The 24,865-nt window shown below is 61.6% G+C and carries 23 protein-coding genes and 1 pseudogene; 14 read left to right on the forward strand and 10 right to left on the reverse strand.

Going from position 1 to position 24,865, the window contains the following annotated elements:
- Window positions 1-108: 108 nt before the first annotated feature.
- Window positions 109-711: a TetR/AcrR family transcriptional regulator gene (locus AC1DUB_RS09495; protein WP_477729344.1), complete on the reverse strand. Its 603-nt coding sequence runs from the start codon at window positions 709-711 to the stop codon at window positions 109-111.
- Between the two features lie 262 nt (window positions 712-973).
- On the opposite strand from AC1DUB_RS09495, the gene AC1DUB_RS09500 reads away from it, so the two are divergent.
- The 7 genes from AC1DUB_RS09500 (at window position 974) to AC1DUB_RS09530 (ending at window position 7,262) form a co-directional block, all read left to right on the forward strand.
- A complete protein-coding gene (locus AC1DUB_RS09500) occupies window positions 974-1,543 on the forward strand; it encodes a TRAP transporter small permease (RefSeq protein WP_477729345.1) in 570 nt (189 codons plus the stop codon).
- Window positions 1,540-2,817, forward strand: coding sequence for a TRAP transporter large permease (locus AC1DUB_RS09505; RefSeq protein WP_477719215.1), 1,278 nt, complete (start codon window positions 1,540-1,542; stop codon window positions 2,815-2,817). The genes AC1DUB_RS09500 and AC1DUB_RS09505 overlap by 4 nt, the downstream gene beginning before the upstream one ends.
- 85 nt (window positions 2,818-2,902) lie before the next feature.
- Window positions 2,903-3,925, forward strand: coding sequence for a TRAP transporter substrate-binding protein (locus AC1DUB_RS09510; RefSeq protein WP_477729346.1), 1,023 nt, complete (start codon window positions 2,903-2,905; stop codon window positions 3,923-3,925).
- Between the two features lie 76 nt (window positions 3,926-4,001).
- Window positions 4,002-4,982 carry an amidohydrolase family protein gene (locus tag AC1DUB_RS09515; RefSeq protein WP_477729347.1) on the forward strand — a complete coding sequence of 327 codons (981 nt, stop codon included), beginning with the start codon at window positions 4,002-4,004 and terminating at the stop codon, window positions 4,980-4,982.
- A gap of 19 nt (window positions 4,983-5,001) precedes the next feature.
- Window positions 5,002-5,877, forward strand: coding sequence for an intradiol ring-cleavage dioxygenase (locus AC1DUB_RS09520; RefSeq protein WP_477729348.1), 876 nt, complete (start codon window positions 5,002-5,004; stop codon window positions 5,875-5,877).
- The gene (locus AC1DUB_RS09525; RefSeq protein ID WP_477729349.1) at window positions 5,874-6,179 is read left to right on the forward strand and encodes a Dabb family protein; all 306 of its coding nucleotides are present in this window, start codon (window positions 5,874-5,876) and stop codon (window positions 6,177-6,179) included. Before AC1DUB_RS09520 ends, AC1DUB_RS09525 begins: the two co-directional genes overlap by 4 nt.
- A 3-nt stretch (window positions 6,180-6,182) precedes the next feature.
- Entirely contained in the window at window positions 6,183-7,262 is a 1,080-nt protein-coding gene (locus tag AC1DUB_RS09530) for a maleylacetate reductase (RefSeq protein WP_477729350.1), read from the forward strand.
- Window positions 7,263-7,271: 9 nt separating this feature from the next.
- Here AC1DUB_RS09530 and AC1DUB_RS09535 read toward each other — a convergent pair whose 3' ends face one another.
- From AC1DUB_RS09535 to AC1DUB_RS09545, 3 genes are all read right to left on the reverse strand, one after another.
- A complete protein-coding gene (locus AC1DUB_RS09535) occupies window positions 7,272-8,273 on the reverse strand; it encodes a LysR family transcriptional regulator (protein ID WP_477729351.1) in 1,002 nt (333 codons plus the stop codon).
- Window positions 8,274-8,298: 25 nt separating this feature from the next.
- Window positions 8,299-8,844 carry a flavin reductase family protein gene (locus AC1DUB_RS09540; protein WP_477729352.1) on the reverse strand — a complete coding sequence of 182 codons (546 nt, stop codon included), beginning with the start codon at window positions 8,842-8,844 and terminating at the stop codon, window positions 8,299-8,301.
- 94 nt (window positions 8,845-8,938) lie between these two features.
- Window positions 8,939-10,192 carry an acyl-CoA dehydrogenase family protein gene (locus tag AC1DUB_RS09545; RefSeq protein ID WP_477729353.1) on the reverse strand — a complete coding sequence of 418 codons (1,254 nt, stop codon included), beginning with the start codon at window positions 10,190-10,192 and terminating at the stop codon, window positions 8,939-8,941.
- A 131-nt stretch (window positions 10,193-10,323) separates the two neighbouring features.
- On the opposite strand from AC1DUB_RS09545, the gene AC1DUB_RS09550 reads away from it, so the two are divergent.
- Window positions 10,324-10,887 carry a MarR family winged helix-turn-helix transcriptional regulator gene (locus AC1DUB_RS09550; protein WP_477729354.1) on the forward strand — a complete coding sequence of 188 codons (564 nt, stop codon included), beginning with the start codon at window positions 10,324-10,326 and terminating at the stop codon, window positions 10,885-10,887.
- 131 nt (window positions 10,888-11,018) lie between these two features.
- Here AC1DUB_RS09550 and AC1DUB_RS09555 read toward each other — a convergent pair whose 3' ends face one another.
- The 5 genes from AC1DUB_RS09555 to AC1DUB_RS09575 form a co-directional block, all read right to left on the reverse strand.
- Window positions 11,019-11,846 carry a transporter substrate-binding domain-containing protein gene (locus AC1DUB_RS09555; protein ID WP_477729355.1) on the reverse strand — a complete coding sequence of 276 codons (828 nt, stop codon included), beginning with the start codon at window positions 11,844-11,846 and terminating at the stop codon, window positions 11,019-11,021.
- A gap of 14 nt (window positions 11,847-11,860) precedes the next feature.
- The gene (locus AC1DUB_RS09560; RefSeq protein WP_477729370.1) at window positions 11,861-12,931 is read right to left on the reverse strand and encodes a porin; all 1,071 of its coding nucleotides are present in this window, start codon (window positions 12,929-12,931) and stop codon (window positions 11,861-11,863) included.
- A 77-nt stretch (window positions 12,932-13,008) separates the two neighbouring features.
- A complete protein-coding gene (locus AC1DUB_RS09565) occupies window positions 13,009-13,998 on the reverse strand; it encodes a Bug family tripartite tricarboxylate transporter substrate binding protein (protein WP_477729356.1) in 990 nt (329 codons plus the stop codon).
- A gap of 44 nt (window positions 13,999-14,042) precedes the next feature.
- The gene (locus AC1DUB_RS09570; RefSeq protein ID WP_477729357.1) at window positions 14,043-14,864 is read right to left on the reverse strand and encodes a metal-dependent hydrolase; all 822 of its coding nucleotides are present in this window, start codon (window positions 14,862-14,864) and stop codon (window positions 14,043-14,045) included.
- Window positions 14,865-14,887: 23 nt separating this feature from the next.
- On the reverse strand, window positions 14,888-15,871 hold the full coding sequence (locus tag AC1DUB_RS09575; protein WP_477729358.1) for a Bug family tripartite tricarboxylate transporter substrate binding protein: 984 nt from the start codon (window positions 15,869-15,871) through the stop codon (window positions 14,888-14,890).
- Window positions 15,872-16,723: 852 nt separating this feature from the next.
- Between AC1DUB_RS09575 and AC1DUB_RS09580 the strand changes: the two genes are divergently transcribed.
- Window positions 16,724-19,165, forward strand: coding sequence for a DUF6600 domain-containing protein (locus tag AC1DUB_RS09580; protein ID WP_477729359.1), 2,442 nt, complete (start codon window positions 16,724-16,726; stop codon window positions 19,163-19,165).
- Between the two features lie 598 nt (window positions 19,166-19,763).
- Here AC1DUB_RS09580 and AC1DUB_RS09585 read toward each other — a convergent pair.
- Window positions 19,764-20,059, reverse strand: a pseudogene (locus tag AC1DUB_RS09585) (copper chaperone); the annotation flags it as partial.
- A 539-nt stretch (window positions 20,060-20,598) separates the two neighbouring features.
- On the opposite strand from AC1DUB_RS09585, the gene AC1DUB_RS09590 reads away from it, so the two are divergent.
- From AC1DUB_RS09590 to AC1DUB_RS09610, 5 genes are all read left to right on the forward strand, one after another.
- On the forward strand, window positions 20,599-21,474 hold the full coding sequence (locus AC1DUB_RS09590) for a TauD/TfdA dioxygenase family protein (RefSeq protein WP_477729360.1): 876 nt from the start codon (window positions 20,599-20,601) through the stop codon (window positions 21,472-21,474).
- 61 nt (window positions 21,475-21,535) lie between these two features.
- On the forward strand, window positions 21,536-22,477 hold the full coding sequence (locus tag AC1DUB_RS09595; RefSeq protein ID WP_477729361.1) for a Bug family tripartite tricarboxylate transporter substrate binding protein: 942 nt from the start codon (window positions 21,536-21,538) through the stop codon (window positions 22,475-22,477).
- A gap of 70 nt (window positions 22,478-22,547) precedes the next feature.
- Window positions 22,548-23,624 (forward strand): mandelate racemase/muconate lactonizing enzyme family protein, encoded by a 1,077-nt coding sequence (locus tag AC1DUB_RS09600; protein WP_477729362.1) that lies wholly within the window; start codon window positions 22,548-22,550, stop codon window positions 23,622-23,624.
- Between the two features lie 8 nt (window positions 23,625-23,632).
- On the forward strand, window positions 23,633-24,424 hold the full coding sequence (locus tag AC1DUB_RS09605; protein WP_477729363.1) for an SDR family NAD(P)-dependent oxidoreductase: 792 nt from the start codon (window positions 23,633-23,635) through the stop codon (window positions 24,422-24,424).
- Window positions 24,425-24,467: 43 nt separating this feature from the next.
- Window positions 24,468-24,865 (forward strand): fumarylacetoacetate hydrolase family protein (locus AC1DUB_RS09610; RefSeq protein ID WP_477729364.1); only part of this gene is annotated, 398 nt, incomplete at its 3' end.

Below are 24,865 nucleotides of genomic sequence, written 5' to 3' on the forward strand. Positions count from 1 at the left end.
TGCCGAACAGAAGCGCTCGCCGGACAGGCGTTATGTTGATTTCGCATGATGTTTATCATATGTATTGGCGAGCGAAAAAGATGGAGAAGGTGGTGTGTCTCAGTGGATTCAGGCGGCGGGGGTCAGGTGCTTCAGTGCGGCCTCGCACAGGGCGTTCGCCAATGCGGGTTCATCGACTGCGCGAGCCAACAGCAATGTGCCCACCATGGTGGCCACGGTCACGAGTGCCCGTTCGTGGGCACCGGGCTGCCCCCAGTCAGGCGACTGCCGGGCGACAAGATCGATCATTTCCTTGATGTGCCGGGTGGTCGCCCGGCGTACTTCGGGTGCCTGGCGCGGCGTCTCCGAGCCCAGCGCGGCCAGGGGACATCCCATTTCTACCTGCTCTAGGTGCTCCCGCGAGAGGTAGGTGCGAAGCATGGATGCCAAAGCCTGCCCGGGGGGCACGCTGGCGACAACCTCCGCCGCTACGGCGGCGGACTCCGCGCACGCCCGACTCGCTGCTTCCGCCAGCATGGCCTCGCGCGACGCGAAGTGGGCGTAGAAGGCGCCATGGGTCAGGCCGGCCTCCTTCATGATGTCGGCGACGCCGGTGCCGTCGTAGCCGCTACGACGGATCGCCCGCGCAGCTACGGACACGATGCGTTCGTGTGAGGCCTCCTTGGCTGCCGTTCTGGCGTTGTGCTTTGTATTTCGCATGATATTCATCATACATGATTTTGCAAAAGCATGCACCGTGACGGTTTTGGCAATGCCGTCAGGCGGCACGGCGCAAGCGCAACCGCAACTAATGAAACATCACAACGCGACGTCAGAGAATGCGGGGGTGGCTCGACAGGTGAATCGGAATGGGGCTAACCCTATATCGTTGAGTTGGCAAAACGCTGCCGGGAGGATGTGAATTCATAAACCGCATAGTCCACATCCGCAGAACTTGTTGGACTGACGGGCGACGAGCGCAAAGAATGCGGATGTGACTAAAGCAACCGCCATCAAGGACATAGTCGATGTCCCAACTGTCCAGCGCCAAACACCTGCACGCGGGATCACGAGTTTTGCGACGAGCATCGAGCGCCTGTTCGGCCTGATGTTTTGCGCAGTCGTTCTGTTGAACTTTGCCAGCGCGGCGCTGCGATACGCGGGCGGACGGGCGCTGGTGGGGGCCGACGAGGTCCAGGTCTATCTGATGGTCTGGCTCATCTTCCTGGGCGCGGCCGTCGCTGGCGCTCGCCATATGCACCTGCGGATGGACATCTTTGTGCAAAGGCTGGGTCCGCAGCTTGGCTGGTGGCGCGGGCTCTTCGAGGCGGTGCTCTCGCTCGCGATTTGCATTCTCATGACCTGGGTTTCGATCGGGTTTTCCAGCGAGATGATGACCATGGGCCAACGCAGCGACGGCGCCGGCATTCCCATGTGGCTGGTGCATGCCGCCCCGGCGGCCGGCTTCCTCGGCTTGGCGCTGGCCTCCGGCTGGGATTTGATTCGATTGGGGCTCAACAGACCCATAACCAGCGCGCAAGCCGAAAGCGGAGAACCCTCATGACCGGCATCACCCTGGCCTTTGTACCCCTGGTGCTGCTCCTTGTGGGAGTGCCGATATTCCTGGTTCTGCTCACGGCATCGGCGGCGACCGTTCTGTTCTTGATGAACGTGCCGATCGCGGTGCTTCATCAGACGATATTCGGGGCACTGGACAGCTTTGCATTGCTTTCCGTGCCGTTCTTTATTTTCGCGGGTGAACTGATGGGCCGGGGCAGTGTGGCGTCGCGCATCGTCGACATCATGCGAGCGTCGACGGGACACCTCAAAGGCAGCCTGCCCCTGGCAACAGTGGGAACGTCCGCCGTGTTCGGGGCGATGTCGGGCGCGAGTGCCGCCACCGTCGCGACCGTGGGGCAGCTGATGCTGCCACCCTTGAAAGAGCGGGGCTATCCCGATGATTTCAGGGCGGGTCTGATCACCGCCGTCGGCGCCATCGACATCATCATCCCGCCGTCAGTGCCCTTGATCATCTATGCGGCCGCTGCGTCCGAGTCGGTGCCCAAGCTCTACGCGGCGGGCGTCGTTCCGGGGCTTCTCATTGCCGCCATCCTGGCTGTTTACGTGCTGTGGTACGCCAGGCGAAGGAACATCTCCGACGGTCAGTCCTTCTCGCTGCGGCTCCTGCTGGCTTCGTTCCGGCGTGGGCTCTGGGCCCTGGGCGCACCAGTCATCATCCTGGGCGGGATTTACGGCGGTTTCGTGTCTCCTACCGAATCGGCCGCGGTGGCCTGTGTCTACGCGGCGTTCGTTACGCGATTCATATACCGCGAGCTGAGTTGGGGCGACATCATCGACTGCGCCACACGGACGGTCACGCTGACAGCGCAGATCCTGTTGATCGTGGCCTGCGCCAACGTGTTCGGCTGGATTTTGACTGTGCACCAGATCCCGCTGGCGCTGGTCGAGCTGGTGCAGGGATGGCAACTGTCACCGTGGACCATTCTTCTGGTCCTGAACATCGTGTTCCTCGTGGTGGGCTGCTTCATCGATCCGCTGTCGGCCATTCTGGTGCTCACGCCACTGCTCATGCCTCTCATCAAGGCCGCGGGGATCGATCCGGTTCACTTCGGGATCGTGATCACCACGAACCTGGCCATAGGCATGTTCCATCCGCCGTTCGGCCTGAATATCTTCGTGACCCAGTCGCTATTCAAATTCCCGTTGCAGGTGATCTACAAGGGCATCGTTCCCTTCCTCTATCTGTACTTGCTGGCCCTGGCGCTGATCACGTATGTGCCCTGGCTGTCCATGGCACTGGTCCGAATGATTTATTGAATGAACACTCGCCCCCACGCTTCGCTGCCCCCCGAGGGGGCGCATTTTGCCCAGGGGCGGCCCGTCGTCAAAAAGGAGACATGAAATGAGTGCATTGCTTTCCCGTCGCGCCATGACCGGTGCCGTTGCCGCGGCCTTGGCCGCGCCCCAGGTTCTTTTCGCGCAGCAAAACCAGATTGTCATGAAGGTGACCTCGGCCACCATCAATGACGTCATTCATCACTGGATGAAGCGCTTCAAGGCCGCGGTCGAGGCCAGGAGTGCCGGCCGCATCAAGGTCGAACTCTATCCGGCGAGCCAGTTGGGCGCCATTCCCCGAATGGTGGAGGGCGCCGCGCTGGGCACCATCGAGTGCTTCGTCACGGCTTCCAGCTTTCTGACCAGTCTGGACGCCCGATTCGAAGTGCTGGATGTTGCGGGACTGATAGCGGACACCGCCCATGCGCAGCGGACGTTCTCGGATCCTGAAGTCCGTCAGCAGGTATTTGCGATGGGTGGCAACAAAGGGCTGCAGAGCATCTCCGTCTTCATGCACAGCCCACAAAACGTGGTTTCGCGGCGGCCCATCCGCAGCATCGCCGATTTCTCGGGGCAGAAGATTCGGGTACTCAGCACGCCCATGCAGATCGAGCCCTTAAAGAAGCTCGGCGCCACGCCCGTTCCCATGCCTTTGTCCGAAGTCATGCCGGCGCTTCAGAACGGGGCGATCGACGGCTTCATCGCTGCGAGTACCGTTTTTTCGGCGCTCAAGTTCTATGACGCTGCCAAGTACCAGACCTCGTTGTCGCAGTGGCCTGTCATTGTGGTCGCCGCTTGCAACAAGAACTGGCTGGCGAAACTGCCTGCCGATCTGCGTGCCGTCATCACCGAGGAGGCCTCTCGTGTCGAGCCTTCCACCAATGAATTCGGCGCCAAGGACATCCAGGCTGCTCAGACTGTGTGGACGCAAAACAGTGGCCAGCTGGTCACCATGAATGCCAACGATGCGTCGTCCTTTTCCAGGCTGGTCAACGAATCAGCCATGGCGATTCTGCGCGAAAAGCCCGCCGTGCTGGCGGAGTACGAACGCTACGCCAAGGCCTGCCAGAAATACAAGGACAAGGCTTAACGCCAGGCATTTCGCCGCCACCGAACAACTGCGGTCCCACCTGGGCCCGATATTCCAACCTAAACAGGAGCATTGAATGAACGGAAAGATTGGCCTGGAAGAGCACTTTGCAATCGCAGAGACTCTTCAAGATTCAGCCGGCTTCGTGCCGGGCGACTACTGGAAGGAGCTCAGCAAACGGCTGACCGATATTCACGATGGCCGCCTGCGCGAAATGGATCAGAACGGCATGGAGATGATGATCCTCTCGCTCAATGCACCGGCGGTGCAGGCTATTCCTGAGACCGCCAAAGCCATCGAGATTGCCGTCCGGGCCAACGACTACCTGGCAGAACAGGTGGCCAAGCGTCCCGACCGCTTTCAGGCATTTGCTGCCTTGCCCATGCAGGACCCGGATGCGGCAACACGCGAACTTGAACGCTGTATGAAGGAGTTGGGTTTCAAGGGCGCACTGGTCAATGGATTTTCTCAAGTGGGAACGCCCGAAAACGTCGTCTACTATGACGCGCCGCAGTACGCGGATTTCTGGGCCAGGTCCGAGGCACTCGAGGCACCTTTTTATCTGCATCCGCGCAATCCCATCGCCTCGTGGGCGCAGATCTACGAGGGTCACCCCTGGCTCATGGGGCCGACGTGGGCATTCGGGCAGGAAACCGCCGTGCACGCCTTGCGGCTGATGGCGAGCGGGCTGTTTGATCGTCACCCCAAGCTGCAGATCGTGTTGGGTCATATGGGCGAAGGATTGCCGTACAGCATGTGGCGAATCGACAATCGCAACGCCTGGGTAAAGCTTCCCAAAGCCTATCCAGCCAAGAAGACCTTCGCGGAATACTTCCAGCAAAACTTTCATCTGACGACCTCCGGCAACTTCAGGACACAGACCTTGATCGATGCCATACTCGAAGTCGGTTCCGACCGGATTCTTTTCTCCACCGACTGGCCGTTCGAGAATGTCGACCATGCGTCCAATTGGTTCAACAGTACCTCCATCAGCGAAGCGGATCGCATGAAGATCGGCCGGACCAACGCGGTGAACCTTTTCAAGCTGGCCATCTGAGGAAGTCGAAGGAGCGAGCGTGATCGACATTGACGAGCGGACGATTACCCAGGCAGTCCTGGAAGCCCAAGCAAAATGCGGCAATCCCCGGCTGAAACAAGTGATGGAGAGCCTGGTGAGGCACCTTCACGAATTCGCCCGTGAAGTAGCGCTGACCGAAAAAGAGTGGCTTCTGGCGATTGAATTCCTGACGGAGGCGGGCCACATCACCGACGACAAAAGACAGGAGTTCATTTTGTTGTCGGACACGCTGGGTCTGTCCACCCTGGTCACTGCGCAAAACAATGCCAAGCCGGCGGGCTGCACCGAATCGACTGTCTTTGGGCCATTTTTCGTCGAAGGTGCGCCGAAGTACGCCAATGGGGACGATATTTCGAATGGTGCCAAGGGGCAGCCTTGCTACGTGAGCGGAAGGGTTCGCAGCATTGGCGGAGAAGCGATTGAGGGCGCGCAGATTTCCGTCTGGCAGTCCGATGAGGAAGGTTTTTACGACGTTCAGCGCCCGGAACTCGAGGGGGCCCAGGCGCGCGGTGAGCTGGAAAGCGGGCCGGACGGCCGGTATTACTTCAAGACGATTCTTGCCGCACCGTACCCGATACCGCACGACGGGCCCGTCGGACGCATGCTGCAGCAACTCGGCCGCCATCCGTGGCGGCCGGCGCACCTGCATTTCATGGTGAAGGCGCCTGGGTTTCAGAACCTGATCACCCACATCTTCCGCGCGGGAGATTCGTATCTGGAATCGGACGCGGTGTTTGGGGTGCGCTCCTCGCTGGTCACCGACTGGACCCGCCATGAACCGGGCGTCGCCCCCGACGGCAGTCAACTTGCGAGCCCCTTCTACACGGTCGGGTACGACATCGTTCTGAATCCTTTGCAGGATATTCGCAGATGACCATCAAACATATTGTCATGTGGCGCGTCCACGCCGATAGCGAGGACGCACGTCAAACCGCTTGCCAGAAGATCAGAAAAGCGTTCGAGTCACTGGCGGGAAAAATTCCAGGGCTGGTGGAGCTGGAAGTAGGCATCGATTCGTCGAGGATCAGCTATGCCAGCGATGTAGTCCTGAACTCGACATTCACGGATCAGGAGTCTCTGACCGGGTACGCGTCCCATCCGGAGCATCTGCGCGTCCGCACGGAACTTGCGGGCGTCCGGATTGAGAGCCGGCAAGTCGATTACCTGTGCGGCTGAGCGATGCGTTCCGAGATCGGTGAGTTCATCTACAACGCGAACGCGGCGCGTGTCGTCTTCGGCGCGGGCAGTGCACGGCATGCCTTGCGGGAGCTCGACAAAATGGGCTGCACGCGTGCACTCGTGCTCTGCACGCCTAACCAGCGGTCACTGGCCGAAGCAGTGGTCCACACCTTGGGTTCAAAAGCCGTCGCCGTGTTCGATCAGGCACAGATGCACGTCCCGCTCGAAGTTGCCGCCGCGGGTCTTCTGGCTGCCCGGGCGGCCAATGCCGATTGCACCGTCGCGGTCGGAGGCGGCTCGACCATTGGGCTGGCGAAGGCGATTGCTCTGAGCATGGGCTTGCCCATTCTGGCGATGCCCACGACTTATGCCGGCTCCGAGATGACGCCTATCTACGGCATCACCGACGCGCAGGGGAAGCAAACCGGTGCTGACCCAAAGGTGCTGCCCAAGGTTGTCATCTACGATCCGCAACTCACGATGAAGTTGCCCGCAAGCATCTCCATCACCAGCGGTATCAACGCCATCGCGCACGCGGCAGAGGGACTCTACGCACGGGACGCGAATCCCATCACGTCGCTGATGGCGGAAGAAGGGATCAGGGCGTTGACCGAAGCCCTGCCGAAGCTCATCGCTGCACCGACGCACCTCCAGGCACGGGAGATGGCGCTGTATGGGGCCTGGTTATGCGGCTCGGTGCTGGGCTCGGTCGGGATGGCCTTGCATCACAAGTTGTGCCACACACTGGGCGGCAGCTTCGGACTGCCTCACGCCGAAACCCACACGGTCGTGCTTCCCTATGCGCTTGCCTACAACTATAGGCACGCTCCCGAGGCGATGCATCGGCTGGAGCGGGCGATGAAGAGTACCGATGGCCCGGCCGCCATCCAGGAGCTGGCCAAAACCTGCGGAGCACCGGTCAGCCTCATGGAGATCGGCATGAAGGTGCAGGACCTGGACAAGGCGGCCGACATGGCGATGCAGAACGCCTACTGGAACCCTCGTCCACTGGACCGCGACGCCATACGCACCCTGCTGCAACTGGCTTATGAGGGGCTGCCGCCATCGCACGCGGCATAGTCAGGCTGTTCAGCGGATGGGATAGGCGTCTTCATCTTCAACAGAGCGCAGGGCGTGTTGGCGCCGCTCGAATGCCATCGCCACGACCTGGCGCACCGACGGCTCGTGAAAGAGAGAGAAGAAGCGAGCTCTCAGCCACTGATTGCCGCTGTCGAGCCGAAATCTCTCGTGCCACTGCTGGCGGATGGCAAAAGGCGCCACCTCGAACGGCGTGGGACCCATCTTGAGGTCGGCGCGGGTTGACATCATCGCCTGCACCAGTCGCCGGGGCGCGGTGAGCAGCAGATTGGACGAAGCGACTATCGCGGACAAGCCCAGTGAATGCGCCGCCGTCAGCACCACATTGCGCTGGCCCAGCACGCCGGCGCGATTCAGGGTGCTTTGTAACTCGGTGTCGGTGGCGCCGCTGGGACGGCAGGCGATGTGTTGGGCGGACATGTAGTCCTCGAAGAGCATCTCGCCCGCAGCCAACGGGTTGCTGCTGCTCATCAGCACCACGAAGGTCTCGTCGAAGAGCCTTTGCTCGTAGAAGGTCTGGCCCATGGCCTTCCAGCTGCCCACGGCAAGATCGATCTGCCCGTGCATCATCCCTTGCCTTGCATCTGCCATCGATGCATCCACCGTCTCGAAGCGAACGCCGGGCGCTTCTTTCTGAGCGGCTGCCAGCAGCTGCGGCATCATGATCAGTTGGCCGATGTCATTGATGGCGATCCGGAAGGTGCGGTCGGAGGTCGACGGGTCAAACTGGCGTCCCTGATCGATGGCTTGTGCGAACTTGCCCAAGCCCGCGTCGACCGAGACGATGAGCCGCTCGGCCAAGGGCGTAGGAACCATCCCCTCGATCGTCCTGACAAAAAGGGGATCTCCGAACCGTTCGCGCATGCGCTTGAGTGCGTTGCTCGCGGCTGACTGCGTCATGCCGATCCGATCGCCAGCCAGCGTGACACTGCGCGTCACATAGATGGCCTGAAAGACAAGAAACAGATTCAGGTCGACAGTGTTGATATTCATCGAGGTCTCCTAAGTTTTCATTTGCTCAAGCCTGCTGCGGGATCTTCTCCGCCACTTCCCAGACGGAGCCCATTTGCCCGGAATGGAAAAGCAGCGGTGTCGACTCGGAGTTCGAAAACGCGTCAACCCTGCCGACGAGAATGGTGTGGTCACCTTCCTGATAACGGGAGTAGGACGAGCATTCGAAGGTGGCTGCGCTGTGGCGCAGCCTGGGGCACCCGCCGATGCCCACGGTGAACGCGTCCTCGTACAGCGCAAACTTGTCGAGCGCCGGCTTGGCGAAGTGCGACGCCAGCTCTTTCTGGTCGCTCGCGAGAATGCTGATGATGTAGCTGCGGCTGGTGAGGAACACCTCGGCGCTGCGCGTGTCGTCACGGATGCTCCACAGCACCAGGGGCGGGGTGAGGGAAACCGAGGCGAAGGAGTTGATGGTCATTCCCTCGCGCTTTCCGTCGGGGCCTACCGTGGTAACCAGGCAGACGCCCGTCGGGAATGAGCCCAAGGCACGGCGAAAGCGGCTGGCGTCCAGGGTGAGCGGAATGTCTCCGGTGATGTAGCTCCAGGAATACATGGCGGCACCTCAGACGCCGACGGGCCGCCCCAAGGCGGCTGAAGCCCCCTCGGGAGGCAGCGCATTACACGAAGTGAAAAGCGTGGGGGCCATATCAGTACTGGCCTTTGGGCTCGAGCCCCAGCATGTGCTGCCCGACCATGGACGACACTGCGTCCCAGTTCAGGCTGATGTGCCTGGAAATGGCATTGGCGTCGCGCCACATGCGCTGAATAGGCTGGTCCAGCGCGAGTCCAGCCCCGCCTACGCTGGCGAAGAGAGCTTCCACCGCGCTGTGCGACAGGCGCGCCGCGAACGCATGGTCGCGGCGATTGCGGATCCGTTTTTCGACGCTGATCACTTCCCCTTGCGCCGCGATCTGCTCCACCTCCGCGGTGTCGCGGTACAGTAGCAGCCTGGCCGCATCGACCGCGGCAGCGGCTTCGGCGAGGCGGGACTGCACGGGAAAGAACTGGCTCAGCTGGTTGCCGCCGCCGGCGACCGCGCCGCGGGTCACCCGCGTCCCGCACAGGTCGACAAAAGCGTCGACCGCGCCCTGTGCCGTCCCAAGCAGGGGCGATACCAGGCAGACCGGCACGGCCGACAGGAACGGTATGCGGTAGATGGGGTTCTTGTTGACTTCGGTGCCGGGCGGGGCGTTGGAAGATGCCTCGGCGAAGGTGAGACGCCTGTGTTCCGGAATGAAGGTGGGCTTTTCGATGACCACGGTCTTCGAACCGGTTCCGGCCTGGCCGGCCACATGCCAGTTGTCCTCGATGGTCCAGTCCGAACGGGGCGCGAGCAGGAACCCGGCGCTCGGAGGGCGCCCTTTTTCTTCCGGCGGAAAGTGCACCCCCAGCAAGGCCCACTGCGAGTTGTCCACATTGGAAGCGAACTTCCAGTGGCCGCTCACGAGGTATCCGCCATCCACCCGTTCCGCCGTGGTCGCAGGTGCATAGGAGCCGCAAATGATGGCGCTGGGATTTTCGCCCCACACATCCTTTTGGGCCTGTGCCGGAAACGTTCCAAGCAGCCACTGGTGGATGGCGCCGAGGGAGCAGCCCCAGGCCGAGGACGTACACCCCTTGCCGAGTTCGCTGATCACGTCAATGAAAGCGGTGAAGCCATATTCATAGCCGCCGAACTGCGCCGGCTGCATCAGTTTGAAGAACCCCGCCGCGTGGAAGAGTTCTGTGACCTCCCCGGATACCCGCCGCGATTGCTCGGTGGCCAGCGCCTTTTGCCGAAGCACGGGGACAAGCTCTTGCGCAGCCCCGACGATGTTCCTGAGTGACGGGGCCCCAGGCACCGGGCTGATACGGCCGGGCGCCTGCATGGGGAGTGAATCTGAGTTTGCCAGTCGGTTCATGGTGTCTCCAAAGTCCTTACAAAAACTTCTACATGGAAGTTAATTAGATCCATATTAACTTGCAAATGCAAATAATAAAACCTAGGTAATTTCCCTGATCCACCCCTCCGGTCGCCTGCTATCATGATTGCATGAAGAAGGAAAATACCGGGATAAGCGCAGAGATGTTACGGTCGCCTCCGTCTCGCGCCACAGGTCGCAAGCGTACGCAAAACGATGCTGCAACGGCAATTAATTTCATTGATCACGACCTTGAGCGCGCCATCCCTTATTTACTTGCGCGTGCAGGTATGCGCATGGGTCAGGCCTTCGGCAAAGAACTGAAGCCCTTCGGTTTGTCGCTCACCGAGTGGCGGGTCTGCGCCGCCCTTCATCACCAGCCGCACCAGCGACTGGCGGAGCTGGCGGCACATACGTCCGCCGAACCCTCGACGCTCTCTCGGACCGTGGATGGGCTGCTGCAGCGTGGGCTGCTTATCCGGGAGAGATCGGGGGACGATGCGCGGGCCTTGGCGCTCAGCTTGACCCCGGAGGGGGATGCGCTGGCGCAACGCATCATTCCTCTGGCCCAACTGTATGACCGGGTTGCACTCTCAGGTATCAGCGCGACACAAGTCGATCTGCTGCGTGACATGCTTCGCCGCATCTACAGCAATATGGAGACCCTGGACAAGGGCGGTTCACGCGGCGGTTGACTCCAGGCCCGGGCCTGCCGGGCGTTTTTGATCTGGAAAAGCCATCAGACCGAAGAAGCGGGCTTGCGTTCGCTGGATGGCTCCTGGCGAACTGTGCGGGTGGCCCCATGGCGCAGCCCGCAAGCCCGTAGCTACTGTGCCGGGGGTACCGTGCCACGCAGACCGGCACGCATGATGGCGCGATCGAGTTCGCCGTTGCGCCGGACTTCCTCGGTGAAGGTCCGCAGGTACGGCATGCCGCCGGCACGGCCCTTGGGTATGGCGGGGGCGAGATGCTCGCTGCCCCAGCCGCCCTCGAGCACGCGCGCGCCAGGCACCCGTTGGGCCAGCTCGAACAAGATGCCCTTGTTGGTGGCAAATGCGTCGATCTCCCGAGCCTGCAGCGCGGAGCGTGCGGCCTCCAGCGTCGGGAAGCTACGCAGCTTCGCCTCCTTCAGGCGACCTCCGAGCACCCGCTCCGAGGAGCTGCCCTGGCTGACGCCAACGGTCACACCTGGCTGGTCCAGTCGCTCGATCGCCGTGACGCGCGGCGCGGAGGGCACCAGCACACCGAGTTCCAGGTCCACCAGCGTGGGAGCGAAATCCACCACACGCGCACGCTCGGCCGTTGCGTTGGTGACCGTGAGATCGGCATCCCCCCGCTGCAGCGCCGCCAGTGCCTCCGCAAGACGCGGATAGACAGCGATCTGCGCGGGCACACCGAGGCGGGCCGCAAGGGAGCGGCCGAGGTCGACGCTGACTCCCCGCATGCTCTCAGGCGGTGCCTGTTCCACCAGCGACGTGGGACTGCCGGGATAGACTGCGACGCGCAGCGTCCCCGTCGGCGCAAGCGTTTCACGCGCGGCAGCGGGCACCCCCGGCACCGGAGCGGTTGCGCAGCCGCCGAGAGAGGCACCGACGGCCAGCACAGCCGCCAGCAGACGCCGGCGGGAACGAACGAAACCACCAGGGCGGAGCATGAGGCGCCTGCGGGTCAGAAGGAATGCCTGATGCCGACGCTCACGCCGTTCGATGTGGACTTGTTGCCGGCGCCCAGGTAATTGCCTTTCCAGTTCGTCGTGTCGAGCTCCAGGAACACCCTGCTGCGCCGGGAGAACTTGTACTCCATGAAGGCAAGGAGGCGATTGAAACCGTCGTCCGCCTGCGCGGTTCTGCTGCGGTCCACCTTGTAGTAGCCTGCAAGCACGTCCACGGCGGGCGTGATCGCGTAATTGGCGCCGGCGGAGAGCAGCCGATTCCGGGTCACCGCCGTCGCCGACGTTTCACCCCGGTTGTAGCCGGCGTTGGCCATCACGCGCAGCGAGGGCAGTGCAAGCCAGCTGGCGCCCAGGTTAGCGGCCCGCAGTTCACGGTTGTTCGCGTCCCTGAACTGGGTGTAAGCGCCGGTGGCAGAGAATGCGCTGCTAATGTAGTCCAGCCCCAGACCGGTCGAGTTCTGCTTCGAAGTGTCCCCTGCCGTCTCGCCAAAGCTGTACATGGCGCGCGCCACCACAGGCCCGAAAGGCATTGAATACTTGACGGAGTTGTTGACGCGGTTGGATGAACCGGTGGAGTTCGTGGTGCCGAACTCGATGCCCAGCTGGTGCCCCGTGAGACTGGTCACTTGAATGTTGGGGTTCAGACCGGCAAAGCGCAGGCCAATCGGATCGACCACGCCGACGGAATCTGCGACCAGTGTGTTCTGGCGGCCGGCCGTCACGGTGCCCCAGCTGCCACTTAACCCAATGATGGATGCGCGATCGAAGAACGTGGTGGCGTTGGCGGACGTGCCCGTGTCGACGTTGATGCCGGATTCCACGTTGAAGAGCGCCCGCAGGCCGCCGCCCAGGTCCTCGGACCCGCGCAGGCCCCAGCGGCTGGTCGGACCGACGCCGCTGGCCACCGTCGTCGTGTTCAGCGGGGAGCGCGCATACGTGCTCGTGAGCCCTGTCTGCAAGCGCACCGATGTATCAATGATGCCGTACAGCGTGACGCTGCTGGTTTGCGCCATCGCTGAAAAGCCCGCGCAAAGGCCGGCGGCAGCGGCCAGTTTTTTCATCTTCATCTTCATCTTCATCTTCATTTTCATTTTCATTTTCATTTTTGTCTCCTCGTTTATTGGACTTGTAAAAGGGTTGGGGGTTATTGACGTGGCACCTTGGCGCGCACGATCACGTCTGACCATCGACGGATCTCGGACGCCAGCAGATCACGCAGCTGCTCGGGCGTGCCTCCCCGGGGCGTGACATTCAGCCCGGCGAGCTGTTTGYGCACACCGGGATCGGCAAGGACCTTGTTCACTTCCCGATTGAGCATGGCGATCACCTGCGGCGGCGTGCGCGCTGGCGCCGCCAGCGCATTCCAGGAGGCGACGTCGAAACCAGGCACGCCGCTCTGCGCCATCGTCGGCACATCGGGCAAGGCTGACGCTCGCTGCGCCCCCATCACGGCCAGCGGCCGCACCGCCTTCGCGGAGATCTGGGAAAGCATGGGACCCAGGATCTCCACCGCCGCGTCGACCTGCCCACCGCGCAACGCGGTGAGCACCGCAGGCGAACCATTGAAAGGTACGACCTGAAAATCCATACCCGCGCTCGTCTTCAGCAATTCCGCAGAGAGATGCTGCGTGCTGCCGACGTTGATGGTGGCCACGTTCAGCTTGCCTGGGTTCGCCTTGGCGTACGCGAGCAAGTCCTTCATGCTCTTGAAGCGGCTGTCGGTGGTTGTCAGCACGGCAAGGTCGAAAAAGCCCAGCGTCCCCACCGGTTCGAAGTCCTTCTGCGCGTCGAAGGGCAGGGACTGGAATATGCCGGCGCTGACGGCTGTGCCGTTGCTCATGAGCAGCAGCACGTGACCGTCCGGCTCCACCTTGGCCACCATCTCACCGGCCACGACGCCACCGGCACCGGGCTTGTTCTCCACGATCACACTCTGGCGCAGGTTTTCGCCGAGCTTTTGCGCGATGGTGCGGGCCGTCAGATCGGCGATGCCGCCGGGCCCAAACGGCACGACGATGCGGATCGTTTTGGAGGGGAAGGACTGCGCCAGGCTCCAGGCGGGCAGGATCGCGCCCGCGGTGACCGTGATGAGGGTTCGTCGTCTCAAGGTATTCATGGTGGTCATGGTTTTCATGGGGTTTACGGGGCTTATGGTGTTTATGGATCTGCATCCGGGCATCAGAAAGTCGCCTTCTCGCCAGGTTTGAGCGGCAGCACATGGGTCGTGCTTTTGCCGAGCGCGCGCGAGAACTCCTCCTGCGTGCCGCGTCCAAGGGGGTTCGCGCCGTAGTGCATCGGGATCACGAACCGCGGCTTCAGCCACTCGCGCGTGGCATACGCTGCATCCGAAGGCCCCATGGTGAAATGGCCGCCAATGGGCATGAGCACCAGGTCAGGCTTGTAGTAGTCGGCAATGAACTTCATGTCGCCGAACAGGCCGGTGTCGCCCATGTGGTAGATGCGAAAGCCGTTCTCCAGCTCGATGATGAAACCGACGGGTTCGCCCCCGGGATGCGCCTCGTCCTTGCCCGTGGCCGCGTTCTTCCACACGATCACCGAGGAATGGTCGGCGCGCACAGCCGTGACATTGATGCCTGCGGCGGGCGTGATGGTTCCGCCCTTGTTGAAGCGAGGCGCCAGGTTGGGCGGCAGGATGCCGAGCAGCCCGACGGTCTGGTTCATGTCTCCGGGTGCGTGCATCGGCACCTGGTTCAGCAGCGCCAGCGCGGGTGCATCCGCGAAGTGGTCGAAGTGGCCGTGGGTGACGAGGATGATGTCCACCTTGCCCAGCGCCTCCAGATTCTTGTACTCGGGCGGCGTGAGCGGATTGAGCTTCAACCAGGGATCGGTCACGATGACCTTGCCACCAGGCGTGGTGATGCGAAACGCCGATTGGCCAAGCCAGAGCACTTCCGTCTTCCCGGCAGGCGCCTGGGCCCAGGATGCGGGCAATGCAGCGGCGAAGACGCCGGCGATCAGCAGGCGCAAAATGGTTTTCATCTGCAGTGTCCTCTCGGATGTTTTCAGTCCAGGGTGATGTGAGCGTTTTTGATCACCCGCTCCCAGCGGGGGATTTCCTTCGCGATGAGCTGCCCGAACACCTGGGGCGAAACCGGTGTCGCCTCGGCGCCTTCGGCTGCCAGGCGCGAGCGGACGGCCTCGGAGGCCAGGGCGTTGTTCACGTGCTGGTTGAGGAGCGACACCACGTCGGCCGGGGTGCCCGCAGGCGTCACCAGTCCATACCACTGGTCCGCTTCGAAGCCCTTCGTACCGGCGACGCCGCTTTCGGTCACCGTGGGCACCTCCGGAAGGAGCGCGAGGCGCCTGGGACTCGAGACGGCGAGGGCGCGCATCTTTCCCGACTTGATGTGGGGAAGCAGCGCGGGGATGCCGGTGAAGAGCACCTGCACCTGTCCCGCGAGCAGGTCGGTCACCGAAGGGCCCGTTCCGCGATAGGGAATATGCAGGAAGGAAGTGCCCGTCTGCATCTTCAGGTATTCCATCGTGGTGTGCGCCGCGCTGCCGTTTCCGCCGGAGCCGTATGCCAGCTGGCCGGGCCGGGCCTTCGCCAGCGCGAGGAGTTCCTTGAGGTTTTGCGCCGGGACCGACGCGTTCACCACCAGCACATTGGGAACGCGCGCGATCCACGCCACCGGCGTGAAGCTGCGTTGCGGGTCGTACCCCAACCTGGGGTAGAGGGAAGGGTTGATGGCCAGCGTGCCGACGTGCCCCATCAGCAGCGTGTAGCCGTCGGCAGGGGACCTCGCCGCCTTCTCCGCGCCGAGTGAGCCCCCCGCCCCGGGCACGTTCTCGATCACGACCGGCTGGTTGAGCGCCTTGCCGAGCTCGAGCCCGATCGCGCGCGCGAGAACGTCGCTCGACCCGCCCGGTGTGAACGGCACGATGATGCGCAACGGCTTGTGGGGGAATGCGCTCTGGGCTGCCACACCCGTGATGGCCAGAGGCCCAACTGCCAGGCTCGCGAGGACCTCTCGTCTGTTCAACATATGTTTGCCTTCCTTGAAAAAATAAAACCCGTCTCAATCGGCAGCGGCGCCAAACCCCAGCAAACCCCCTGACTGCGGCGGTCCGCCTGACGGGTTCCGCATCGATCAGTGACTGGAATTGCGCTGCATCAGGCACGGCATTTGCGGAAGTCCGCGTGCCCATGCCGAGCCTGGGCTCCAGGTTGAAAGTGGCGCGCAAGCCTGTCCCCGGGTTTTCGGTGCCGTGGATGACCCAGCGGCTCTCGGGCGCCACGCCGCTTGCGAGGGCCACGGTGCTGCCCGGGGAGGGGCCTAAGCATGGGGGCGCTGTTTTACGAGCGTGCGGCCTTATCGATGAATCCCGTGCACATTCACCGAACTGACCGTCTGCGCGGTCACAGCTACTGCGACAGAACGCGCAGTGGCCGCACTAATTTGTCTCTTCGTCATTTTTTTCTCCAGATGGGCTGGTTTTTATTCTCGAGCAGCGCTGCGCCAGCGACTAGGCGTCATTGGCACTAGCAGATATGTCTTGCAGGCATGGGAACCGCGAATTTGCGGTATGCGCGAGTTCCCAAAGGAACCCGAATGCGGCTGTCCAGGTCTGCGTGTGCGTGGGATGCCGGTGACGGGGCTTGCAGCTGGCCAGCACGGCCCCATTGAGCTACAACCGCTGGATTGGCTCAAAGGCTTTCCCCGTAATCCGGCACCGTCCTACAGCGGCCTGGCCGTGAAACCCTCACCATTTACCTCAGCAGCATTGACTTCGCATTGTGTGAACAGGCCCTCGTCCAACCAAGGACACTTCCTCAGTGCTACCGCGATCGCAGGGCGCATTTCAGTCGAACGCAAACCCTCCAACAGGGAGTCATCATGGACAGGCTATCGCTGCGCAAACTCTTAGGCACTTTTGTTCTGGGCCTCTGCGCCTTCGCGCTGAGTGGATGGGCGTATGCCGACCCGCCATCGCGTGTGGCACGGCTGGCCCATGTCAGTGGCGCCGTGAGCTTTTCACCCAGTGGCGAAAACGACTGGGTCCGCGCGGCTGTCAATCGGCCCTTGATCACGGGCGACAGGTTGTGGGTCGATGCCGGTTCGCGCAGCGAACTGCAACTGGGCGGCGCCGCGATCCGCATGGGCTCCCACACCAGCGTGACCTTGCTGAACGTCGATGACCGCATTGCGCAAGTCCAGTTGACGCAGGGCACCCTGAACATCCGCATCTGGCGATTCGACCGCAATCACGCCTTCGAAATAAACACGCCGAATCTCGCCTATTCCCTCCGCAGCCCCGGCAGCTATCGCATTCACGTCGATCCCAACGGTGATTCGACTGTCGTGGTGGTCCGGGTCGGCGAGGCCGAGGTTTATGGCGAGGGGCGGGCCTTTGTCATCAGGGCAGGCCAGGGCTTTGAGTTCTTTGGCACCGGCCTGCGCGACTACGACAGCTTCGCGCTGGCTCCTGCCGATGACTTCGACCGCTGGTCCAGCGCGCGTGACCAGCGCTGGGAGAACTCGGCATCCGCGCGCTACGTTTCGCGCGACCTGATCGGCTACGAGGACCTGGACGAATACGGAACGTGGCGGGAGGTGACGGGCTACGGTCACGTGTGGACACCCACGCGTGTCGCCGTCGGTTGGGCACCGTATCGCGACGGGCACTGGGCCTGGGTCGAACCCTGGGGCTGGACCTGGGTGGATGACGCGCCCTGGGGATTCGCGCCGTCGCACTACGGCCGCTGGGCCAACATCGGCGGCGCATGGGGCTGGGTGCCTGGGCCGGTCGCGGCCCGGCCTGTCTACGCGCCGGCACTGGTCGCCTTTGTCAGCGGCAGCAACTTCAGCATCTCGCTCAACCTTGGCGGCGGTGGCGCGGTGGCGTGGTTTCCGCTCGGGCCGCGCGACGTCTACCGGCCATCCTATCCTGTCAGTCGCGAATATTTCACCAGCGTCAACACCAGCAACACCATCATCAACACGACGAACATCACGAACGTGTACAACAACACGAATGTGACCAATGTGGTCTACGTCAACCAGCAGGTGCCCGGAGCGGTGGTCGCCGTTCCCACCACGGCCTTCGTGCAGTCCAGACCGGTCGCGCGAGAGGCGGTGCGTGTGACGCAGGACAAGGTGGCCAGTTCGCCTGTGATGGCGGTTGCGCCTCTGGCGCCCGTGCGCACCAGTGTCCTGGGCGCGGCTGCGCCGAGTGCGAAGCCACCGGAGCCAGCGGCAGCTCGACCCGTGGTCGCCAAGACCGCCCCGCCGCCGGCACCAACGTCGTTTGCAAGCCGGCAGAGTGCCCTCGCGGCCAATCCCGGGAAACCGCTTGACGCGGCAGCCGTGAATGCCCTGAGACCCGCCGTGGCGCCCCCGGCTGCTGCTGCGGTAACGATTGTGACGCCGCCCCAGTCAGCAGCGTTGCCACCTCCGCCCAAGCCGCCGGGTGCCGCCGCGTCGGAGAGAACGCGGCCGGCTGCGGCTCAAGCCCCCGTGCCAGCGCCATCTACCGAGCCTCGCAGCGCGCGGCCAGGTATGCCGGGAACGCCTGTGCCGTCTGTGTCGCCTGGAGCAGGCAGTGCCGAGCGCAAGCCGTCGGCGGAAGATGAGCGGTCGCGCCAGCCCGGACCCCCACAGCGATCCGAACTGCCCCGGCCTGGATCCCAGCCGGCGGCCACGCCTGCAGCACCAGTCCCTGCCGCACCAGTTCCTGACGCCGCCAAGCCCGCGGAAGAAGCGCGCCCCGCGCGTCCGCCGGCGATCGCACCTCGCAATGTGCCCGCAGGCCCTTCGGCGCAAGAGGAGCGCGCGCGCCAGCCCGGATTCCCACAGCGACCCGAAGTGCCCCGGCCTGGATCCCCGCCGGCGGCCACGCCTGCAGCACCGGTCCCTGCAGCACCAGTCCCTGACGCCACCAAGCCCGCGGAAGAAGCAAGGCCCGCGCGTCTGCCTGGGCTCGCACCTCGCAATGTGCCTGCGGGCCCCTCAGCGGAAGAGGAGCGCGCGCGCCGCGCACCCGCGACTGTACAAAGGCCCACGGAACCATTGAAGCCAGAGCCCGTGCCCGTCCCGCCGGCCCAAAGCCGCCCCCTGCCGCCCGATAACCGTCCGTCTGTCGGTGGCGCAGTTGCACCGCCCCGGGCGAGCGGCCCTGCCGCCGCGCCCGCGTCACCACCAGCCGCTGTTGGGGATACGTCTGGCCGGCGGCAACGCCCCGAGGCGGGCCGGGCAGCCGACAGGCGAGAGGCGGCGAGCGAGGCGAAAAGAGCTGAGGAGCAACGCCGGCGGGCTGAAGAAGAACAGCGCCGCCCGTAGTGCCGCGGATGGGGTGATTCGACGAGTGCCGCCGGGCCAGCTATGCGAAGTCAGTCACCCCGCGAGCCGTCGCTCAGCGTTCTCGGAAAGGGCATGACGTCCTCGATTGCATCGTCACTTGCCAGAGCGAAAACAGCAGCGCGCCCTTGAGCGGGAAGTTGGGGCGTGGGCGCCACCTCGCCAGTGAGCGGTGGTCGATGAGCGTGCGTCCTGGCTGGCTGTAGACGCCACGGGCGACTCTCTCCAGCAAAACAAGGATTGAGGGTTGTGCCCTGACTTGTTATTAAAGTCGTAGAGACATGCTCAGCCCAGGGTGTCGATCGGCAGCAAAGCAGCGTTTGTGGGTATTGCCCACTGGCTGTTTTCTGGATGCTCAATTTCAGAATTTGGCTTGCTAGCCTGCAGTCGTTCGTCACCGCCAGCAGCGGGCCCATTGCCGCCCTACCGTTCTCGCATTGGGTTGCCGAAAAGCAGTCGGTCATCCAAGCGTGCGCGCAGGTCCTGAAGCATGGAAATTGCAACCACAGCGCCCCATCATGTAGCCGCCGTGTATGGCTCCCGCTTCTTCGAAAGTGTCTCTGGGTTTCAAACAAGAAGGAAGAAGGGCCGCACCCGCCCAGAGAATCATGAGTGCTCCCGATACCCTGCCGAACGCAGCCCCGGCCGGCATCAGCTTCTCGACCAACACAAAGAGCGTCGGCGCGGCAATCCAGATCAGGTTCATGATGCCGCCGACGAATAGCAAGGCCATCGGCAGCCCGCAACACCCCACACAGAAAGCGCCGTGGCGCATGCCAAGCATGAAGCCCGCCGCCCCGATACCCGGGCGGCGCGTACGCGCTTTGGGGCGGAAAACTGGTACAGGCCACCAGCCGTCAGTACCCCCGCCGACAGGGCCTTGCCGCTGCGCCGCCCCTCTTTGGACGGTGTATATCCGTCTTTTCAATGCCTGGCCCAGCACATCCTTGTAGGGGGAGGGCTTGCCCTCAGGGGCTTCCCTCACGTACTTTGGTGCTATGTCGCCAGGAGCCTTGAGCCGCTTCTTGACGGTATTGCGTGACAGGCCTGTGGCCCTCGCAATCGCACTGGTGGAGCGTTTGTCGTGTAGTTTTAAGCGTCTTACCTTGCCCATTACGTCCATGGTGATCACCTTTTGGTACCTGCTGAATTAATCAGCAGGACGATGGAACACCCTAGTCAATTCTGGATCAGCACTTCTCGCTCTAAGTGGGCAATTTTCGGTCGGCGTCAACAGCGAGTGAGACTTCAGGGCCGCGTGGCCAAGCTGAGATCAGATGCCATCCAGATCTTGATGACCCGAAGCGTCGAACTACATATTCATTTTTTTTATGAATCTATAGATTAATGAAAATTGACTGATAAATACAACTCTCTTAACCTGAGGACCAACATCACACTCACAGGAGACACCGATGCTCACTACCGCAGAAGCTGTTCGCACGATTCAGGTTATCCCTTCTGGGAAAGCTCTGGGCGCCGACATTCGGGGCATTGATTTGGCACAGCCTCTATCCGAGGCTCAAATCACGACAATCCGCGAGGCTTGGCAGCAACATTTGGTACTGCGATTTCCGAACCAGAATCACATCACGATGGCGCACCAGACGGCCTTCTCCAGCTACTTTGGCGCGCTGGACAAGCGGCCCACCGCGAGCTACGCCATGAGCAAGGAATACGATGAATTGCCGAGTGAAATTACCGTGATCTCAAACGTTCAAGTCGGCGGAAAACCCATGGGCGCGCTGGGAGATGGCGAAGCGGTCTGGCATGCGGACATGACCTACAACGAGATTCCGCCCAAAGGGGCGTGCCTGTTGGCCAAGGAAGTTCCGCCCACTGGTGGCAATACGCATTTCGCCAACATGTTCATGGCTTACGAAACGCTGCCGACGGACCTCAAAAAACGCATTCAAAGCCTTAGTTGCGTGCACGATGCCAGCCGTAACAGCGCTGGTGAGTTACGACTGGGTTTCGTTGACAATACCGATCCACGCCAGACTTTGGGCGCTGTTCATCCGCTAGTCATCGCCCACGCCGAAACCGGTCTTCCATGCTTGATGCTGGGACGGCGTCGTAATGCCTATATCAAGGGGCTTTCACTTGAAGAGAGCGAAGCACTGCTAGACCAGCTTTGGGCGCATGCAACGCAAGAGCGCTTCACCTGGACACAGGTTTGGTCGGTCGGTGACATGGTGATGTGGGACAACAGTTGCACTCTGCACAAACGCGACTCTTTTGACCCCAGTACGCGACGTCTCATGTTGCGAACACAAATCGCGTCACGTTAATCTTTTTGTGGCAAAACATCATTGCATGCTCACTACAGAAAACTCATAAGGGGACAAGCTCATGGTTAATCGCATACGACGTCAATTCTTGACTCTTGGTCTGATGATTGGTTTTTCTGCCGCTTCCTGGGGGCAGCAGCCCATCGTTCGAATCGTTCATGGCTCTAACCCGGGAGCGCCGCAAGATGTGATGCTGCGTGTCTTGGCGGATGAGATGAGCAAGGCGTCGGGCCGCACCGTCATCGTGGAAGCCAAACCGGGCGCTTCAGGGCAAATCGCCATGAGTGCGCTCAAGCAGGCCCCCGCTGATGGCAACACCCTGTTGGCCGAAGGGACAGGGATTACGTCCATTCTTCAGCTCCCTGGCCATTTGCATGAGTGGACTGATTTTGAGCCTCTTTACAGGGTTCAGCTCGATCCCTTTGCCCTATATGCCTTGCCACAGCGATTCAAAGACTTCGCCGCCTTCGCCGAAGAGATGCGCACCAAAAAAGATCACGTGCGCATTGGCGGCTACGCCATTGGAGGGCCGTTCCAGCTGGTCATGATGCAATTGAGCCAGCGGGTGCATGGCGATTTCAGCTGGATTCCTTATGACAGCGGAGGCAAGGCCATTGTTGCTGTGGCCAGCGACCAAATCGAAGGCGCGCTCAGCAATGTCAGCGTGGCGGCCACCTTCACGCCCCGCACCAAAATTCTTGCCCAAACCGGCGAGGCGCGGTTACCCCAGCTCCCCGATGTGCCTACTCTCAAGGAAATGGGCATCGACCTGGTCAAGTACCACTGGCGGGRATTCTTCATCAAGAAGGGAACGCCGCACGACGTCATTGAACGCAGCTACGCCATGGTCAAGTCTGGCGTTATCTCAACTCGTTTTCAGAAATATCTGCGCGAGACGGGAACGATAGACGGAACAATCAGTCGCGCGGCGATGGCCGAGATGTTGGCGGAGCAGGCTCGCAACGACACGCAATTGCTCAAACAACTCAAGCAGGTCAACTGAGAGGCGCCATTTACTTCGGGGCAGCGGCCCGTTAAGGGCGACCTCATTTTCTTTACTTGCGGGGCTGACTTTGTCCATCATTGAAAAAATACAACTGCATGACTTGCGCATGCCGTTCAAAGAACCGTACCCGACTTCGATTGCCACACTCACCGCGCTGGACACTTTGCTGGTTATCGTCACCACCTCTGATGGTGCCCTGGGTTTTGGTGAGGCGGCCATTGTCGAAGGGTATACCCATGAGACGCGCCAAGGCGGATGGGACTTTTGCGCGCATCAGGCCAGGCAGTCGATCGGGTTGACCGGCGAGCAGGCAATCAGCCAATGGCTGAGTCACCGCGCATTGCACTCTCATGCGGTGGCCGCAATGGTTTCTGCTGTCGAAATGGCGCAATCCCATCCTGTCCTTGGTGCACACCACGAAACGATACGTGTCCCCTTGCTCGCACCGGTCAACTCAAAACCCCAAGCCTTGGTACAAGCGGAAGTCGATCGGCTTCTGGCGAGTGGTTTTAAAACGCTCAAGGTCAAGGTGGGGTTTGACGTGAACAAGGATTTACAGCGTCTGGCCTGGATTCAGTCTCAAGTGGGCGATCGGGCCTCACTTCGCCTCGATGGAAATCAGGGATATCGGCCCGAACAAGCCCTGGACTTCGTCAGGCGAATGTCTCCACACGCGATCGAACTCTTCGAGCAGCCTTGCCAGGACTCCAACTGGGATGCGGCGGTGCAAGTTGCCCGAGTCAGTCCCGTACCAATGATGTTGGACGAATCCATCTATCTGTCTTCTGACATCGACAGGGCTGCCGAACTTCAAGCGGCTCAATACATCAAGCTCAAACTCGTGAAATCGGGAGGACTAAGTTCCCTGGTGGATGACCTTCTCCGCATCACTCAGCATGGTATGCACCGCGTGCTTGGCAACGGGGTTGCCTCGGAAATAGGTTGCTGGATGGAGGCATGCGTTGCCCATTCATACATTGGCAATGCGGGCGAATTCAATGGCTTCCTGAAAACCCAGGACCGCCTCTTTCAAAACCCGCTTTTATTCGCCGACGGCGATATTGTTTTGCCGGCGGGGTATTGGCCTGTCCTGGACATGCAACTCGTCGAGCGTCTGTCCATCAACCAAACCGCCTTCCATTAGAAATCATCATGAATTTAAACCTTCAAAATCGTGTGGCGCTCGTCACGGGCGGCAGCAAGGGCATCGGCTACGCCATGGCCAGCCAATTGGGCGCGGCCGGAGCCAGACTGGTGATTTGCGCACGTCATTCACAAGGTCTGGACGAAGCCAGAACATCGCTCGAATCCAAAGGACTCGAGGTGCTGACTGTTTCCGCTGACGTCTGCATCCTCCAGGATATCGAAAGACTGGTCGAGGCGGCGCATTCGCATTTTGGGCGTATCGATATCCTTGTCAACAACGCTGTCAGTTCAAGCCAAAACTCCTTTGATGCCCTGTCTGACGAAGAGTGGCGCCATCACATTGATGTGAAGCTCATGGGCTATATCCGCTGCATCAGGGCAGTCTTGCCTCATATGAAATCGCAGAACTGGGGGCGCATCATCAACATCGCCGGCATCACGGCCCGCGACGTCAGTGCTTACCGAATGACCAATGGTGTGGTCAATGCTGGCATCACAAACTTGACCAAGCATCTTGCGGAACAGGTCGGTTCGTCCGGTGTTACCGTCAACGCGATTCACCCCGGCTATACCTGGACGCCGCGCCTGGAATCAGCCCTGGAGAAGTGGGCCACCTTGGAAAGCATGAGTATCGAGCAGGTAATAGCTCTACGACTGAAGGAAATTCCCATTGGCCGCTTCATACAGCCCGAGGACATGGCGAATCTAGCTGTCTTTTTATGCGGCGAGTTAGCCGGTGCTATCACTGGGCAGGCCATCGCTGTGGATGGCGGATCGAGTCGCGCCATACAGTATTGAATACTGTATATGCCATCCGCAGGCTAAGTACAAAGGACGCACCATGAAACTCGTTCGTTATGGCAACCCGGGCAAGGAAAAGCCCGGACTCATTGATGCCGAAGGCAAGCTGCGCGACTTGAGCGGTGTGATCAAGGACATCGGTCCCGATCAGCTCGGCGATGCCGCGCTGGCCAAACTCCGCAAGCTGAAAGCCGACAAGCTGCCGCTGGTCAAGGGTTCGCCGCGCATGGGCTGCCCGGTCAGCGGTGTCGGCAAGTTCATCGCCATCGGGCTGAACTACGCCGACCACGCGGCCGAGTCCGGCTTGCCGATTCCCGCCGAACCCGTCGTGTTCATGAAGGCCACCAGCTGCATTCAGGGGCCCAACGATCCGGTCATGCTGCCCAAGGGCTCGGTCAAGACCGACTGGGAAGTCGAGCTCGGCGTGGTGATCGGCAC

It is taken from the genome of Polaromonas sp. P4_F9 (genome assembly GCF_056401235.1).

What these genes read in the sequence shown, in the direction of transcription:
- AC1DUB_RS09550 (WP_477729354.1), top strand. Translation starts at nt 10,324, where the DNA reads ATGAAGAAGGAAAATACCGGGATAAGCGCAGAGATGTTACGGTCGCCT.
- AC1DUB_RS09525 (WP_477729349.1), top strand. Translation starts at nt 5,874, where the DNA reads ATGACCATCAAACATATTGTCATGTGGCGCGTCCACGCCGATAGCGAG.
- AC1DUB_RS09570 (WP_477729357.1), bottom strand. Translation starts at nt 14,864, where the DNA reads ATGAAAACCATTTTGCGCCTGCTGATCGCCGGCGTCTTCGCCGCTGCA.
- AC1DUB_RS09535 (WP_477729351.1), bottom strand. Translation starts at nt 8,273, where the DNA reads ATGAATATCAACACTGTCGACCTGAATCTGTTTCTTGTCTTTCAGGCC.
- AC1DUB_RS09495 (WP_477729344.1), bottom strand. Translation starts at nt 711, where the DNA reads ATGATGAATATCATGCGAAATACAAAGCACAACGCCAGAACGGCAGCC.
- AC1DUB_RS09510 (WP_477729346.1), top strand. Translation starts at nt 2,903, where the DNA reads ATGAGTGCATTGCTTTCCCGTCGCGCCATGACCGGTGCCGTTGCCGCG.
- AC1DUB_RS09555 (WP_477729355.1), bottom strand. Translation starts at nt 11,846, where the DNA reads ATGCTCCGCCCTGGTGGTTTCGTTCGTTCCCGCCGGCGTCTGCTGGCG.
- AC1DUB_RS09575 (WP_477729358.1), bottom strand. Translation starts at nt 15,871, where the DNA reads ATGTTGAACAGACGAGAGGTCCTCGCGAGCCTGGCAGTTGGGCCTCTG.
- AC1DUB_RS09590 (WP_477729360.1), top strand. Translation starts at nt 20,599, where the DNA reads ATGCTCACTACCGCAGAAGCTGTTCGCACGATTCAGGTTATCCCTTCT.
- AC1DUB_RS09505 (WP_477719215.1), top strand. Translation starts at nt 1,540, where the DNA reads ATGACCGGCATCACCCTGGCCTTTGTACCCCTGGTGCTGCTCCTTGTG.
- AC1DUB_RS09530 (WP_477729350.1), top strand. Translation starts at nt 6,183, where the DNA reads ATGCGTTCCGAGATCGGTGAGTTCATCTACAACGCGAACGCGGCGCGT.
- AC1DUB_RS09560 (WP_477729370.1), bottom strand. Translation starts at nt 12,931, where the DNA reads ATGAAGATGAAAAAACTGGCCGCTGCCGCCGGCCTTTGCGCGGGCTTT.
- AC1DUB_RS09605 (WP_477729363.1), top strand. Translation starts at nt 23,633, where the DNA reads ATGAATTTAAACCTTCAAAATCGTGTGGCGCTCGTCACGGGCGGCAGC.
- AC1DUB_RS09515 (WP_477729347.1), top strand. Translation starts at nt 4,002, where the DNA reads ATGAACGGAAAGATTGGCCTGGAAGAGCACTTTGCAATCGCAGAGACT.
- AC1DUB_RS09580 (WP_477729359.1), top strand. Translation starts at nt 16,724, where the DNA reads ATGGACAGGCTATCGCTGCGCAAACTCTTAGGCACTTTTGTTCTGGGC.
- AC1DUB_RS09540 (WP_477729352.1), bottom strand. Translation starts at nt 8,844, where the DNA reads ATGTATTCCTGGAGCTACATCACCGGAGACATTCCGCTCACCCTGGAC.
- AC1DUB_RS09545 (WP_477729353.1), bottom strand. Translation starts at nt 10,192, where the DNA reads ATGAACCGACTGGCAAACTCAGATTCACTCCCCATGCAGGCGCCCGGC.